Origin of the sequence: Bradyrhizobium sp. SZCCHNR3119, from assembly GCF_032487775.1 — a bacterium.
Lineage (GTDB): Bacteria > Pseudomonadota > Alphaproteobacteria > Rhizobiales > Xanthobacteraceae > Bradyrhizobium.
On record NZ_JAUEUV010000002.1, the window covers coordinates 1,088,021 to 1,102,042 of the forward strand.

12 protein-coding genes and 1 tRNA gene are annotated in these 14,022 nt (G+C 63.7%); 5 read left to right on the forward strand and 8 right to left on the reverse strand.

Annotated features, from left to right (window positions below; all coding sequences use genetic code 11):
- Nucleotides 1-74: 74 nt before the first annotated feature.
- The 4 genes from clpX to QX034_RS32395 form a co-directional block, all read right to left on the reverse strand.
- The gene (gene clpX / locus QX034_RS32380) at nucleotides 75-1,349 is read right to left on the reverse strand and encodes an ATP-dependent Clp protease ATP-binding subunit ClpX (RefSeq protein WP_315703443.1); all 1,275 of its coding nucleotides are present in this window, start codon (nucleotides 1,347-1,349) and stop codon (nucleotides 75-77) included.
- Between the two features lie 383 nt (nucleotides 1,350-1,732).
- Nucleotides 1,733-2,371: an ATP-dependent Clp protease proteolytic subunit gene (locus tag QX034_RS32385; protein ID WP_315703442.1), complete on the reverse strand. Its 639-nt coding sequence runs from the start codon at nucleotides 2,369-2,371 to the stop codon at nucleotides 1,733-1,735.
- Nucleotides 2,372-2,700: 329 nt separating this feature from the next.
- Nucleotides 2,701-4,059 (reverse strand): trigger factor, encoded by a 1,359-nt coding sequence (gene tig, locus QX034_RS32390; protein WP_315703441.1) that lies wholly within the window; start codon nucleotides 4,057-4,059, stop codon nucleotides 2,701-2,703.
- A 166-nt stretch (nucleotides 4,060-4,225) separates the two neighbouring features.
- Nucleotides 4,226-4,310 (reverse strand) — tRNA-Leu (locus QX034_RS32395).
- 261 nt (nucleotides 4,311-4,571) lie between these two features.
- Here QX034_RS32395 and QX034_RS32400 point away from each other — a divergent pair.
- Together QX034_RS32400 and QX034_RS32405 are read left to right on the forward strand one after the other, a co-directional pair.
- Nucleotides 4,572-5,819, forward strand: coding sequence for a multicopper oxidase domain-containing protein (locus QX034_RS32400; RefSeq protein WP_316184932.1), 1,248 nt, complete (start codon nucleotides 4,572-4,574; stop codon nucleotides 5,817-5,819).
- Nucleotides 5,820-5,856: 37 nt separating this feature from the next.
- On the forward strand, nucleotides 5,857-6,939 hold the full coding sequence (locus QX034_RS32405; RefSeq protein ID WP_316184930.1) for an enolase C-terminal domain-like protein: 1,083 nt from the start codon (nucleotides 5,857-5,859) through the stop codon (nucleotides 6,937-6,939).
- 4 nt (nucleotides 6,940-6,943) lie between these two features.
- On the opposite strand, the gene QX034_RS32410 is transcribed toward QX034_RS32405, so the two are convergent.
- Complete coding sequence (locus QX034_RS32410; protein ID WP_315730954.1) at nucleotides 6,944-7,354, reverse strand: GNAT family N-acetyltransferase; 411 nt, start codon at nucleotides 7,352-7,354, stop codon at nucleotides 6,944-6,946.
- Nucleotides 7,355-7,389: 35 nt separating this feature from the next.
- Nucleotides 7,390-8,889, reverse strand: a complete 1,500-nt coding sequence (locus tag QX034_RS32415) for an NAD(P)H-hydrate dehydratase (protein ID WP_315730946.1) — start codon at nucleotides 8,887-8,889, stop codon at nucleotides 7,390-7,392.
- A 516-nt stretch (nucleotides 8,890-9,405) separates the two neighbouring features.
- Between QX034_RS32415 and QX034_RS32420 the strand changes: the two genes are divergently transcribed.
- The 3 genes from QX034_RS32420 (at nucleotide 9,406) to QX034_RS32430 (ending at nucleotide 12,078) form a co-directional block, all read left to right on the forward strand.
- On the forward strand, nucleotides 9,406-9,744 hold the full coding sequence (locus tag QX034_RS32420) for a P-II family nitrogen regulator (protein ID WP_009027873.1): 339 nt from the start codon (nucleotides 9,406-9,408) through the stop codon (nucleotides 9,742-9,744).
- 327 nt (nucleotides 9,745-10,071) lie between these two features.
- On the forward strand, nucleotides 10,072-11,481 hold the full coding sequence (gene glnA / locus QX034_RS32425; RefSeq protein WP_315703435.1) for a type I glutamate--ammonia ligase: 1,410 nt from the start codon (nucleotides 10,072-10,074) through the stop codon (nucleotides 11,479-11,481).
- A 207-nt stretch (nucleotides 11,482-11,688) separates the two neighbouring features.
- Entirely contained in the window at nucleotides 11,689-12,078 is a 390-nt protein-coding gene (locus tag QX034_RS32430; RefSeq protein ID WP_315703434.1) for a hypothetical protein, read from the forward strand.
- A gap of 194 nt (nucleotides 12,079-12,272) precedes the next feature.
- On the opposite strand, the gene QX034_RS32435 is transcribed toward QX034_RS32430, so the two are convergent.
- Nucleotides 12,273-12,890: a hypothetical protein gene (locus tag QX034_RS32435; protein WP_315762955.1), complete on the reverse strand. Its 618-nt coding sequence runs from the start codon at nucleotides 12,888-12,890 to the stop codon at nucleotides 12,273-12,275.
- Nucleotides 12,891-13,179: 289 nt separating this feature from the next.
- Nucleotides 13,180-13,956 (reverse strand): gamma-glutamyl-gamma-aminobutyrate hydrolase family protein, encoded by a 777-nt coding sequence (locus QX034_RS32440; protein ID WP_315762956.1) that lies wholly within the window; start codon nucleotides 13,954-13,956, stop codon nucleotides 13,180-13,182.
- Nucleotides 13,957-14,022: the final 66 nt, after the last annotated feature.

Sequence of the window (14,022 nt, forward strand, 5' to 3'; positions counted from 1 at the left end):
GTCGCCGCGGACATCGTCCGCAGCGACTCATATTCCGAAAAAATCGCGACGTCAGGTCTTGCAGCCAGCGCGCATCACGCGCTGGCGCTGCTTTCCACGGCGCGATCGGACCGATCGGCGTAGATGTAGAGCGGACGCGCGGTGCCCTCGACCACCTCGCGCGAGATCACCACTTCCTCGACGCCTTCCAGGCCCGGCAGGTCGAACATCGTCTCCAGCAGGATGCTCTCGAGGATCGACCGCAGACCGCGCGCACCGGTCTTGCGCTCGATGGCCTTGCGGGCAACAGCACCCAGCGCCTCGTCGGCGAAGGTGAGCTCGATGTTCTCCATCTCGAACAGCCGCTGGTACTGCTTCACCAGCGCGTTCTTCGGGTCGGTCAGGATCTTCTTCAGCGAGTTCTCGTCCAGATCCTCGAGCGTCGCCACGACCGGCAGACGGCCGACGAATTCGGGGATCAGGCCGTACTTCAGGAGATCCTCCGGCTCGACGTGACGGAAGATCTCGCCGGTACGGCGGTCTTCCGGCGCCAGCACCTGGGCCGCGAAGCCGATCGAGGTCGCCCGACCGCGCGCGGAAATGATCTTCTCGAGTCCAGAGAACGCACCACCGCAAATGAACAGGATGTTGGTGGTGTCGACCTGCAGGAACTCCTGCTGCGGATGCTTGCGCCCGCCCTGCGGCGGCACCGAGGCCACCGTGCCTTCCATGATCTTGAGCAGCGCCTGCTGGACGCCCTCGCCCGACACGTCGCGCGTGATCGAGGGGTTGTCCGACTTGCGGCTGATCTTGTCGATCTCGTCGATATAGACGATGCCGCGCTGCGCGCGCTCGACATTGTAGTCGGCCGCCTGCAGCAGCTTCAGGATGATGTTCTCGACGTCCTCGCCGACATAGCCGGCTTCGGTCAGCGTCGTCGCATCCGCCATCGTGAACGGCACGTCGAGGATGCGCGCCAGCGTCTGCGCGAGCAGCGTCTTGCCCGAGCCGGTGGGGCCGATCAGCAGGATGTTCGACTTCGCGAGTTCGACGTCGGAGTGCTTGGTCTGGTGGTTCAGCCGCTTGTAGTGATTGTGCACGGCGACCGAGAGCACCTTCTTCGCATGGCTCTGGCCGATCACGTAATCGTCGAGAACCTTGCAGATCTCCTTCGGGGTCGGAATGCCGTCACGCGACTTCACCAGCGAGGACTTGTTCTCCTCGCGAATGATGTCCATGCAGAGCTCGACGCATTCGTCGCAGATGAAGACGGTGGGACCCGCGATCAGTTTGCGGACTTCGTGCTGGCTCTTGCCGCAGAACGAGCAATATAGCGTGTTCTTGGAGTCGCCCGTGCCGACCTTACTCATTCCTGTCTCCGTCCGCGGTTCGATCTTGTCCGCTCGTTCGTACCAATCCGGCAATCGCCGGACCGGAATGGTGAAAGAGCAAATTCCGTACCAAAACTAAACCCTTGCCATTTACGTGCCGTGTGACTCACGGCCTGCGCGAATCCCCCGCGATGCATAAACGCTGACTCTAGCCAACCATGCTGTCATCCGACTATCAAGAATTCGCTAATTGGATGACACGCCTCAAACCGTGACATTACCGTGATTTTCGGCCTTGACACGGGTCAATACGCACGAAATCGGCCGATCGTTGCGCCCTTGCCACTGCGACATGCATCAAGGGCAAGGCTCCGGCGGCAGATGTGCCGCCGTGCCATAATACCGCTCTCGCCTGGCTCGGCTTAGAGCGCCTTGGCCAACGGCGCCGGATCCTCCGGCCGCTTGTCGAGAACCTTGTCGATCAGACCGAATTCCATGGCCGCTTCCGCCGTGAGGAATTTGTCGCGTTCCAACGCATCCTCGATCGCTTTGTAGGTCTGGCCGGTATGCCTGACGTAGATCTCGTTCAGCCGCTTCTTCAGGTTCAGGATCTCCTGGGCGTGCAGCATGATGTCGGTCGCCTGCCCCTGGAACCCGCCGGAGGGCTGATGCACCATGATCCGCGAGTTCGGTAGCGAAAAGCGCATGTCCTTGTGCCCGGCGGCCAGCAGCAGCGAGCCCATCGAGGCCGCCTGCCCGGTGCAGAGCGTCGATACGGCGGGACGAATGAACTGCATCGTGTCGTAGATCGCCAGACCCGACGTCACCACCCCGCCCGGCGAGTTGATGTACATCGCGATTTCCTTCTTCGGGTTCTCCGCTTCCAGGAACAACAGCTGCGCGACGATCAGCGTCGACATGCCGTCCTCGACCGGACCGGTCACGAAGATGATGCGCTCCTTCAGGAGGCGGGAGAAGATGTCGTAGGCGCGCTCACCGCGGTTGGTCTGTTCGACCACCATAGGCACCAGGTTCATGTAGGTTTCGACGGGATCGCGCATGTTTCACCCAAAAGTTGGACCAGCCGTTTGGGATCCCTGCCGCCGCGAAAAATGTGCTCCTGCTCCGAGAACCGATGGATGAGAGAGCGAGCGGCGGGCAGACATCCCGTGATGCAGAACTTCAAAGACCGCGTTCACAGATATAGACCAAATTCCCGGTGACAAGACCAGGAACGAAAGGTCCCCTGCGACCAGGGCCGATGAACGTTGAACAACGTTGAAGCCGATTCCCGCAGCCCCGCCTAGCGGCTGGAATGGCGAAGACCGGCGGTTTCGCCGGTCAACGTTAATTGAAAGCTGATGCGCAATCGTCGCGAGAGAGCGGCCGATCAGGCCGCCTTCTCGTCCTCGTCTTCCTTGAACAGCTCGTCCTTGGAGACCTTCTTCTCGGCCACGTTGGCGAGCTCGAGGATGAAGTCGACGACCTTCTCCTCATAGATCGGGGCACGCAATTGGGCGAGCGCCTGGGCGTTGCTGCGATAGTAATCCCAGACCTCCTTCTCACGGCCCGGCATCGAGCGTGCACGCTCGATCACGGCGCGGCCGACCTCGTCGTCCGTCACGGTGATCTTGTTCTTCTCGCCGATCTCCGACAGCACGAGGCCGAGCCGCACGCGGCGGTCGGCGATGGTGCGGTATTCGTCCCGCGCCTTCTCCTCGGTCGTGTTTTCGTCGGCGAAGGACTTGCCGGAGGATTCCATCTCGGCCTTGATCGAGTTCCACATCAGGTTGAACTCTTCATCGACCAGCGACGGCGGCGCCTCGAACTTGTGCGCCTCGTCGAGCTTGTCGAGCAGCGCGCGCTTGACGCGCTGGCGCGATGCCGCGTTGAACTCGCTCGTGAGCCGGTCGCGCATCATCTGCTTCAGCTTCTCGAGCGATTCGACGCCGAGCGTCTTGGCGAATTCGTCGTCGATGGCGGTCTCCTGCGGAGCCGAGATCGCCGTCGCGGTGGTCTCGAATTCCGCGGCCTTGCCGGCCAGCTTGTCGTTCAGATAGTTCGCCGGGAACGTCACCTTCAGGGTGCGGGTCTCGCCGGCGCCGACGCCAGTCAGCTGATCCTCGAAGCCGGGAATGAAGGTGTTGGAGCCGATGACGACGTCAATGCCCTCGCCGGTGCCGCCTTCGAACGGCGTCCCGTCGATGGTTCCCTTGAAATTGACCGTGACCCGATCGCCGTTCTCGGCCTTGGCGCCCTCCGCCTTGGGCGTGTAGCTGCGGTTGCTGTCGGCCAGGCGCTTGACCGCCTCATCGACCTCGGCATCGGTAACTTCGGCCACCGGCTTTTCGACCGAGAAGCTCTTGAAGTCCGCCAGCGTGATCGCGGGCACCACTTCGACCGAGACGGTATAGGTCAGGTCCGATTTGCCGGAGAGGATGTTCTCGACCTCGGCCTCCTCGGTCGGCATCGTCACCTTGGGCTCGGTCGCGAGGCGAAAGCCGCGCTCGGTGAAGATCTGCGTGTTGGTGTCGCGGATCGTCTCGTCGACCGTCTCGGCCATCACCGACTTGCCGTAGATCTTCTTGAGGTGCGCGACCGGCACCTTGCCGGGACGGAAGCCATTGAGGCGCACCTTGTCCTTCAGATCGAACAGCTTGGCGCCCGCCTTGGCGTCGAGATCGGCGGCGGGAACGCTGACCTGGAACTCGTGCTTCAACCCTTGCGACAAGGTTTCTGTGACCTGCATGGCGTCAATCTTCTTCCGCTTCGGCTCCGGCTCGTCCGGCCGGGGCACTCTCAATTATGATCGACGCGCGGCCGAATGGCCTTGCGCCGGTGGATGGCGAACCCGATTCTCTTGGCCAGAGAACGAGTTCGGCCGCAAATCTCAGGGCAAACGCCAGGATAGCGCTTGGTGCGGGCGGAGGGACTCGAACCCCCACAACTTTCGTCACTGGAACCTAAATCCAGCGCGTCTACCAGTTCCGCCACGCCCGCGTGAACTGCGTCGTAAGCCCGGCCGCGATGCCGCGGGCGGCGCGGCTTATACCACGCGCGAACCTCGCCGCAGCAAAAAAATGGACCGTCAACAGCGCTTTGGCCCCGGCCGGACGTTGAAGCAGCGCAGTAAAGATAGGGAGATAAAGATGGCTTGCATCCCCCTCAATGTGCGATGTTTTCGCGATGAAGGCTAGTCTGGGCGCACTGAGCCGGCGCAGCCTGCTGGCGGGATTTGGCACAGGGCTTGGCATCGGCTTGATGCCGCCGCTCGTCCTTGCTCGCGCTGCGGCGGCGCCCCCCCCTCCGCTTCGCCTGCGCGCCCGGGCCGAATCCTTGCCCCTAATGTCCGGTCAGCCCGCAGCATCGGCCTGGGGGCTGGCAAGTTCCGAGCCCCAGTTGCGGACACGGCAAGGCAGCGTGACGCCGCTGGCTTTGGTCAACGATTTGCCGGTCCCCACCACTTTGACCTTTCGCGGCCCGAGCCCGGTCATGGATTTCGAGCCCCTGCTCGGACAGCCGGCGCTGGCGCCGGCCGCCAGCGCGAACTTCAAGATCGGGGGCCCGAGCGCCGGCACCGGCATTCTGGACCTCCGTCTGCTGTTGGATGGCGCTCGGGCGCCCGGGCGGGCCCTCCCTGTCATCGTCGATGAAGCGCAACCGCTAACGGTCGATCGGGACGAGATTTTCCTGATCGAAGACTGGCGCCTGACGCCCGACGGGACGGCGCTAGCCCCCGGCCGCGACCCGCACGACGCGCAAACGGCCTTCACCGTCAACGGTCAATCGCTGCCGGAGCTTCGCGCCCGGGCGCATGACCGGATCAGGCTCCGCTTCATCAATGGCTGCCAACGCGCTGTGATCGCGGTAAAAATCGCCGATCTCGAGGTCCGCGTCATGGCCATCGACAGCCAGCCGGCCGAACCGTTCCTCGCCCGCAATGGCGCGGTGGTGCTGCCGCCGGGCGGCCGCACCGATGTCTTGATCGACATGCCGGCCGCCACCACGGCGCCGCTGCCGATCCTGCTGCACGACGGCAGCACCGCCCGTCCGATCGGCCGCCTGGTGCGATCCGAGGAGCCGCCGTTGCGCACCGCGCCGCTGCCAGCGGCGCCGGCGCTGCCGTCCAACGGCCTGCCCGAGAAGCTGGACCTCAAGAATGCGGTCAGGGCCGAGTTCGCGCTCGACGGGGCTGAATGGCTAGCGCCAGCCAATTTCACGGCCGCCAGCAGCCCCGCTTTCCACTCCAAAGCCGGTCGAACCGTGGTGCTGGCGCTGACCAACCGCGCCGCGATCGCGACGACGGTTCATCTCCATGGTCACCACTTCCGGCTGCTCGACCGGCTCGACGACGGCTGGAAGCCCTATTGGCTGGATACGCTGGCGTTCCAACCCGCGCAGACCCAGCGCATCGCCTTCGCCGCCGACACCGCCGGGCGCTTCCTGATCGAGAGCATGGGAGCCGACTGGGCCGCGCCCCGACTTGTGCGTTGGTATGAGATCAGCTGAGGCAACCGGCCCGACGACCGGAACAAGGACAAAAACAATGACCGTCCCCGCCATTACCGGCGTCACGGCCCGCGCCGTCGTCGCCCCGCTCAAGCGTCCCGTCCGCAATGCCTTCGGTGTGATCGAGGCGGGGCCCCTGGTGCTGATCGACGTCGCGACCGATCAGGGCGTCACCGGGCACTCATATGTTTTTGCCTACACCCGGCAGGTGTTGAAACCCCTCGTCCTGCTGGTCGAGGAGATCGGCCGTGACCTTGTCGGCAAGCCGGTCGCACCGTTCGATCTGCAGCACATGCTCGATGCCAAATTCCGTCTGCTCGGCTGGCAGGGCTTGGTCGGCATGGCCGTGTCCGGCCTCGACATGGCGTTCTGGGATGCGCGCGGCAAGGTCGCGGGCAAGCCGGTCGCCGAACTGCTCGGCGGCGCGGCACGGCCGATCCGCGCCTATGACAGTTATGGCGTGCTCGATCCCGTCGCCGACGCGCGCCTGCTGCGCCAATCGATTGCGGAGCAGGACTTTCACGGCGTCAAGACCAAGGGCGGCCACGGCGATCTCGCGGTCGACGAACAGATGGTCAAGGGCTTGCGCGCCCTGCTCGGCCCCGACGTCGCGCTGATGCTCGACTTCAACCAGTCGCTCGATCCGACCGAGGCGATCAGGCGGATCGCGCGGCTGGAAGCCTACGATCTGACCTGGATCGAGGAGCCGGTGCCGCAGGAGAACCTCTCCGGCCACGCCAGGGTGCGCGAGCGTTCGACCGTCCCGATCCAGGCCGGCGAGAACTGGTGGTTTCCGCGCGGCTTTGCCGAGGCGATCGCCGCCGGTGCGTCCGACTTCATCATGCCCGACCTGATGAAGGTCGGCGGCATCACCGGCTGGCTCAATGTGGCCGGCCAGGCGGATGGCGCCTCGATCCCGATGTCGAGCCATCTGCTGCCTGAGGCGAGTGCGCATGTTCTGGCGGTGACGCCGACTGCGCATTGGCTGGAGCTGCTGGATATCGCGGGCGCGATCCTGCTGAACCCGGTTCAGGTCACGGACGGCACGGTGACCGCGCGCGGTCCGGGATTGGGCCTGGCCTGGAACGAGACGGCGGTAGCGAAACATCAGGTGCAGTGATCGATCAATCACGCGTCCAGCGATAGAGGGCGTCCGGCTCGCGCTCTTCGTTGCGCGCGCCGTCGGTCTCCTGCGAAAGCTGAAAGCCGCGTCGCTCGTAGAAGCGGCGTGCCACGCTGTTGCGCTGGAAGGTCCACAGCAGCAGCCGATCGAATGCATGCTTGGCAATGTCCAGCAGCCCAGTGCCGCTTCCCTGCCCCTGCGCCTGCGGAAGCACATAGAGCTGCTCGATCCAACCTTCGCGAAAGGCGATGATGCCGGTCAGCTCATCACCAGCGAATGTTCCCCAAGCTTCGCAGGTGGGAAAGATGCGCTCGCGATAGAACCAGCGATCCTCGTCTGGCGTATGCAAGCCAGCAAGCCAGGGTAGCGCCGCATCGAAGGCCGCGCGATGCACACGGGCGGCGGCGTCCATGTCGGACAGCGCAAGCCGACGCGGCGGAAGCAAGCTCAATACTCGATCCCGAACGTATCATAGATGCGCCGGAACACGGCCGGCAGCGTCTCGGTGAGATCCTCGGCGATCAGGCCCGGCCCGGCCTCGGTGCCGGCCTCCCCATGCATCCACACGCCGATGCTGGCGGCTTCGAATGCGGGCACGCCCTGGGCGAGCAGCCCTGCGATGATGCCGGACAGCACGTCCCCGGCGCCCGCGGTGGCCAGCCAGGGCGGCGCATTGGCGGCGATGGTGGCGCGTCCGTCGGGCGCGGCCACCGTGGTGTCGGCGCCCTTCAACAGCACCACCGCGCCGCAGCGCGCGGCCGCGTCGCGCACGCGCTCGAGCTTGGAGCGGCCGGGATGCTTGTTGCTGAGATCGGAGAACAGGCGTGGAAACTCGCCTTCATGCGGCGTCAGCACCACTTCCGGCGCCGAGCTGCCGCGGATCTGCTCGAACAGCCGCTCCGGCGCATCGGCAAAGCTCGTCAGGGCATCGGCATCCAGCACGAGGTGGCGCTGCGCCGACAGCGCGGTGTGAACGAGGTCGCGGGTACGCTCGCCGATCCCGGCTCCCGGACCGATGATGCAGGTGTTGTAACGCTTGTCGCCGAGCAGTTCGGCGAATTCGATCGGGGTATCGACGGCGCGCACCATCACCGCCGTCAGCGCCGCCGCATTCACGGCGAGCGCATCGCGCGGGGACGCCAGCGTGGCGAGCCCGGCGCCGGCCCGCAGCGCGCCGCGCGCTGCCATGCGGGCAGCACCGGTGGCCGTCATGTCGCCGGAGACCGCGAGCACATGCCCTCGCGCGTATTTGTGTCCGTCCATGTGCGGGACCGGAAACTGCGCCTGCCAGATCTCCGGCCTGTTCTCGAAAGCCTGCGGCTTGATCTCGGCCAGCACCCGCGGGTCGATGCCGATATCGGCGACGCGGACGCGCCCACAATGCATCCGCCCGGGCAGGAGCAGATGCGCAGGCTTCTTGCGGAAAAAGGTCACGGTCTCGGTGGCGCGGACCGCAATCCCCATCACTGCGGCCGTCGTGCCATTGATGCCGCTCGGCAGATCGACCGCAAGCACCTTGGCACCATTGGCGTTGATCGCCTCGATCATCTCATGCGGCTCGCCGGTCACGGGACGGCTCAAGCCCGCACCGAACAGCGCGTCGATGATCAGCGCGGGCTTGCCGATCGCCTGCGGAGTGAACGGCAGCACCGGGTATTTCCAGCCCTTGGCGGCCGAGGCCGCATCGCCGTGCAGCGCATCGCGCTCGCACATTAGGATGACCGAGACCTCGCGGCCTTGGGCGGCCAGCTCGGCCGCCGCAACGAAGCCGTCACCGCCATTGTTGCCGGGACCGCAGACCACGAGGATCGGCCCCTCCTCCACGAGGTCCATGGCGGCCTGCGCGACGGCCTGGCCCGCGCTCAGCATCAGCGAGAAGCCGGGGGTACCGGCGGCGATGGTGAGCCGATCGGCGCGCTCCATCTCACTCGTGGTCAAAACTTCCATCGGCTTACGTCCCCGCTTAGGCCAGGCTACCCGTCCCCTCTCGCCGCCCCAACGGCGAGGTCGTGGGCTCAGGCGCCCGACCGTCCTCAATGCCTCTATTGCCGTGGCCGCGGCGAAGTTCCAAGCAGGCATTGCACGCAAGATAGCGGCGAACGGGCCATCCAGTCGCCTTATCCTGAGGCAATTCGGCGGCACCGCCCGCGCAGCCGCCCGCCCTGCACATCATTTCATCTGTTTGCCTATTCCGCAGGCTTCGGTATTCTGACTTTCCCAAAAGGGAATCGTCGGGCTTGTGCTAAGAGCCTGATTATCATTCGATTTGGGCCTGTTAACGGTTTGGCATAGACCCTGCTTTTGTGGAGCAGCTTTGGCGCGGGCGACACGGGCAGTGACGAGCCGGGCTCCCACCGAAGCATGTCAGGCCCTGTACCCGAGTGATTGCACGATCTGCGCTGCGTCGCGCAGCCTGACGATGACCTTGCTGTTCTTTATGTCGGAATGCCCGGGAGGCGCTCAGTGAAGAAGATTGAAGCCATCATCAAGCCATTCAAGCTCGACGAGGTGAAGGAAGCGCTTCAGGAAGTGGGACTGCAGGGTATTACCGTGACGGAAGCCAAGGGCTTCGGCCGTCAAAAGGGCCATGCCGAACTCTATCGCGGCGCGGAATATATCGTCGACTTCCTGCCGAAGGTGAAGATCGAGATCGTGATCGGCGATGATCTGGTCGAACGCGCGATTGAGGCGATCCGCCGCGCGGCCCAGACCGGCCGCATCGGCGACGGCAAGATTTTCGTCTCCAACATCGAGGAAGCCATCCGCATCCGAACCGGAGAATCCGGGCTCGACGCAATCTAGCGTCACTGGAAGCCAGGGCTTGGACTCAGCTCGGTCCGAGCCCTTTACAGAATATTTGCAGCGCAAGCAGCTTGCAGGCAGCTCGGGTGTCTCATGCAAGACACTCGCAGGCGGCTATTTTGGCGTTTTACGATATTGTCTTGCGCCCCGCCCGACGCTATGGAGCATGACCCGCAGTCGCCGTCCCGCGGCCGGGCCGTGACAAGAGATTGAGGGCGCGATACGGCCAGGAGAACGCCGTCGCGCTCTAGATTTTTGATTGGGCATGGCCTTTTCGGAAGGCCGTCGGCACTCGTCCGGATCATGCTCTAGCCAAGAGGGGTATTCATGAAGACCGCCAAAGACGTCTTGAAATCGATCAAGGACAACGACGTCAAATACGTCGACCTGCGCTTCACCGATCCGCGCGGCAAATGGCAGCACGTGACGTTCGACGTCAGCATGATCGAAGAGGATACTTTCGCTGAAGGCGTCATGTTCGACGGCTCCTCGATCGCCGGCTGGAAGGCGATCAACGAATCCGACATGTGCCTGATGCCCGACCCGGTCACGGCCACGATCGACCCGTTCTTTGCCGAAACCACCATGATCATCACCTGCGACGTGCTCGAGCCGACCACCGGCGAGCCCTACAACCGCGACCCCCGCGGCATCGCCAAGAAGGCGGAAGCCATGGTGAAGTCGATGGGCATCGGCGACGCCGTCTATGTCGGCCCCGAGGCCGAGTTCTTCGTGTTCGACGACGTCCGCTACCAGACCACCCCCTACAACACCGGCTTCCGCCTCGATTCGTCGGAGCTGCCGATCAACTCCGACACCGAATATGAGGGCGGCAATCTCGGCCACCGCATCCGCACCAAGGCCGGCTACTTCCCGGTCCCGCCGCAGGACTCGGTGCAGGACATGCGCTCGGAGATGCTCGGCGCCATGGCCAAGATGGGCGTCAAGGTCGAGAAGCATCACCACGAGGTCGCTTCCGCCCAGCACGAGCTCGGCATGAAGTTCGACACGCTGACGCTGATGGCCGACCAGATGCAGATCTACAAGTACTGCATCCAGCAGGTCGCGCACATCTACGGCAAGACCGCCACCTTCATGCCGAAGCCGGTCTACGGCGACAACGGCTCGGGCATGCACGTCCACCAGTCGATCTGGAAGGACGGCAAGCCGGTGTTCGCGGGCAACAAGTATTCCGACCTGTCGGAGACCTGCCTGTCCTACATCGCCGGCATCATCAAGCACGCCAAGGCGATCAACGCCTTCACCAACCCGTCGACCAACTCCTACAAGCGTCTGGTCCCGGGCTATGAGGCGCCGGTGCTGCTCGCCTATTCCGCGCGCAACCGTTCGGCGTCCTGCCGCATCCCCTACACCGCGTCGCCGAAGGCCAAGCGTGTCGAGGTGCGCTTCCCCGATCCGCTCGCCAACCCCTATCTCGGCTTCGCCGCGATGCTGATGGCCGGCCTCGACGGCGTGAAGAACAAGCTCGATCCGGGCCCGGCGATGGACAAGGACCTCTATGACCTGCCGAAGGAAGAGCTGAAGCAGATCCCGACCGTCTGCGGCTCGCTCCGCGAGGCGCTGGAAAATCTCGACAAGGACCGCGCCTTCCTGAAGGCCGGTGGCGTGTTCGACGACGACTTCATCGACAGCTACATCGCGCTGAAGATGACCGAGGTCGAGCGTTTCGAAATGACCCCGCACCCGGTCGAGTTCGACATGTACTATTCGGGCTAAGCCCGAACGAAAATCGGCGGATCATCGCGACTGCAAAGGCGCCCCTCGCGGGGCGCCTTTTTCATTTGCCCACACCTTCGGGCGATCGCGCCGGTTCCCAGGCTGACGGCTGCGCGGTTTCGCGCGCGAAAGAAGAAGGCTGCTACGGAATAGAAGCCCCCGCCAAGCGTCCTTATCTCTGCGATCCACCTCATGAGGGGAGTTGAAATGACCAGGATTTCGATAGCTAGTCTTTTCGTGGCCGCGATATCGCTCGCGGTGATCTCCAGCGCCAACGCGGCGCCTCCGACCAAGAGCGGCAGCAGCGCAAAAGGCCAGATCCTGACCGACGCCAGCGGCATGTCGCTCTATACTTTCGACAAGGACAGTGGCGGCAAGTCGGCCTGCAACGGCCCCTGCGCCACCAACTGGCCGGTCCTGAAGGCGAGCGCAAGCGATCAGCCCAGCGGTGATTACACGATCATCACCCGCGACGACGGTTCCAAGCAGTGGGCCTACAAGGGCAAGCCGCTTTATACCTTCGCCAAGGACCAGAAGGCCGGCGACGTCAGCGGCGACGGCTTCCTCAACGGCGCCTGGCACCTGGCGAAGCCGTGATCGGTCGCAGCTCGCAGAGCGGATGAACGACTTGTCCGTCTCCGCGAGCGGGGCCATTACTCTTGGAGAGCGCAAAGCTTGCCATCGCCTACGCCTGGGCCGCAAGCGTAGCGATGGCGACTACGGTGATCGGCGCGGGGATCATATCTTCCCGTCGCCGGTACCGATCGGGCACAGCCGGCAAGACGATCCAGTTATCTGCCCTGCCCTACCGTGGAGATCGATTTATCGGCCAGCACCTGAGTACCGATCGACGAACAGATACGTGGAACGGGAAATTCAGGCGAACCCGAGAAGGTGATCTTCTCGACGTAAGGCTTCGCAATCCCGAATGTTATTTGTCTGCGATCGTCCGAAACCCGCAGCACCCTGCTGCCGACATCGATGGAAAATTGCTGGCCGGCGTTGGGCCCGGCGTCGAGCCTTCCTTGAAAGGAGTCGGGTTTCAGAGTCATGCGATATGAGCGATCCGACTCATGAGCGTAGGTGAAGGAGTACGAGACCGTGCCCGCACTTATTGCCGCTCCATAAGGATTGGGTGGCGGAACGGTAGTCACAAACGTCTGCGTGACCTTGCCGGTTCCATCGCCGTTGTAAACGATCTCACCCTCGCTGGTCGTCTGGCTGACGTTGGTCTCACCAACAGGGATCGTGAAGTTTCCGTTGGTGTCTCGCTTAAACCCAGCCGGTGAACTCAGACATACCTGACTGCCGACAAACGAGTAGGTCCCCTTCAGGGTATCTTCAGCTGCTGCAACTCCTGATGACAGCGACGCAAGAGCAATGACCGCGCAATACGGCAGGTGTCGCATGGGATATCCTCCTTAAAAAAGGCAAGGCCCCTTGTATGTAGGCTAGGATCGCTAGTTCCTGCTGGGTTGATTTAGATCAAGAGCGAAGATCGACCAGCTTGGCTGGCCCGAACATGTCGTACCACTCCGCGGTGACGACACCCACATGAACCAAGCCGGACGGAGGCGCGCCAGTTCTGGCCAGAATGCGATCTGATGCCTGAACGAAAATCTGCGATGAGTCTGAAATCGCCGCCGCCAACTTCGAACCTCGCCCGCTGTCCCTTCAGAACGAGCGCGCCAGGCATGATTATCCGATTGCATGCGGACGGTGCCCGCGCAGCGCAGCGCCGAACGCCTCGAACAGCTTGCGATTGATCGGATTGCGCTGCGGATCATACTCCGCATGCCATTGCACGCCGAGCGCAAAGCTCGGCGCATCCGCGATCCGGATCGCCTCGATCGTGCCGTCCTCGGCAACGCCCTCGATCACCACCCGTGCGCCCGGCTCCAGGATGCCCTGCCCGTGCAGCGAATTGACCTTGATCGCGTCGCAGCCGAGGATCGCGGCAAAGGCGCCGCCCGGCGTCAGCTTGACCTCATGGCGGTCGGCAAAGATCACGGTCGGGTCGGGATGGATTTCGCCATTCTCCAGCCGCGGCATCCGGTGATTCATCCGGCCTGGCAGTTCGCGGATCTCCGGATGCAAGGAGCCACCGAAGGCGACGTTCATCTCCTGCAGGCCGCGGCAGATGCCGAACAGCGGGATGCCTCGCGCGACACACGCTTCCGAGAGCCTCAAGGCGACCTCGTCGCGGTGGATGTCATAGGGCTCGTGCTTGAGGCTCGGCTCGGCATTGAAGCGGCTCGGATGGACATTGGCGCGAGCACCCGTCAACACGATACCGTCGACGACGTCGAGCAACGCTCCGATATCCGTGATCTCAGGCATCCCGGCGAACATCAGCGGCAATGCGCCCGCCACCTCGGCTACGGCGCTTAGGTTGCGCTCGCCGACCATCTGCACCGTAAACCTGTTCTCGACGCGATAGGCATTGCCGATCACGCCGACCACCGGACGTTTCATTCCTCTTGTCCACTTCTCCTGGCGGTTAAACGCAAATCATGCCTTCGTCGCAGACGGGGATCAACA

Bases quoted from the DNA above. Each gene is read 5' to 3' on its own strand.
- clpX (WP_315703443.1), bottom strand. From the start codon at position 1,349: ATGAGTAAGGTCGGCACGGGCGACTCCAAGAACACGCTATATTGCTCG.
- QX034_RS32385 (WP_315703442.1), bottom strand. From the start codon at position 2,371: ATGCGCGATCCCGTCGAAACCTACATGAACCTGGTGCCTATGGTGGTC.
- tig (WP_315703441.1), bottom strand. From the start codon at position 4,059: ATGCAGGTCACAGAAACCTTGTCGCAAGGGTTGAAGCACGAGTTCCAG.
- QX034_RS32400 (WP_316184932.1), top strand. From the start codon at position 4,572: ATGCCGCCGCTCGTCCTTGCTCGCGCTGCGGCGGCGCCCCCCCCTCCG.
- QX034_RS32405 (WP_316184930.1), top strand. From the start codon at position 5,857: ATGACCGTCCCCGCCATTACCGGCGTCACGGCCCGCGCCGTCGTCGCC.
- QX034_RS32410 (WP_315730954.1), bottom strand. From the start codon at position 7,354: ATGGACGCCGCCGCCCGTGTGCATCGCGCGGCCTTCGATGCGGCGCTA.
- QX034_RS32415 (WP_315730946.1), bottom strand. From the start codon at position 8,889: ATGGAAGTTTTGACCACGAGTGAGATGGAGCGCGCCGATCGGCTCACC.
- glnA (WP_315703435.1), top strand. From the start codon at position 10,072: ATGAAGACCGCCAAAGACGTCTTGAAATCGATCAAGGACAACGACGTC.
- QX034_RS32430 (WP_315703434.1), top strand. From the start codon at position 11,689: ATGACCAGGATTTCGATAGCTAGTCTTTTCGTGGCCGCGATATCGCTC.
- QX034_RS32435 (WP_315762955.1), bottom strand. From the start codon at position 12,890: ATGCGACACCTGCCGTATTGCGCGGTCATTGCTCTTGCGTCGCTGTCA.
- QX034_RS32440 (WP_315762956.1), bottom strand. From the start codon at position 13,956: ATGAAACGTCCGGTGGTCGGCGTGATCGGCAATGCCTATCGCGTCGAG.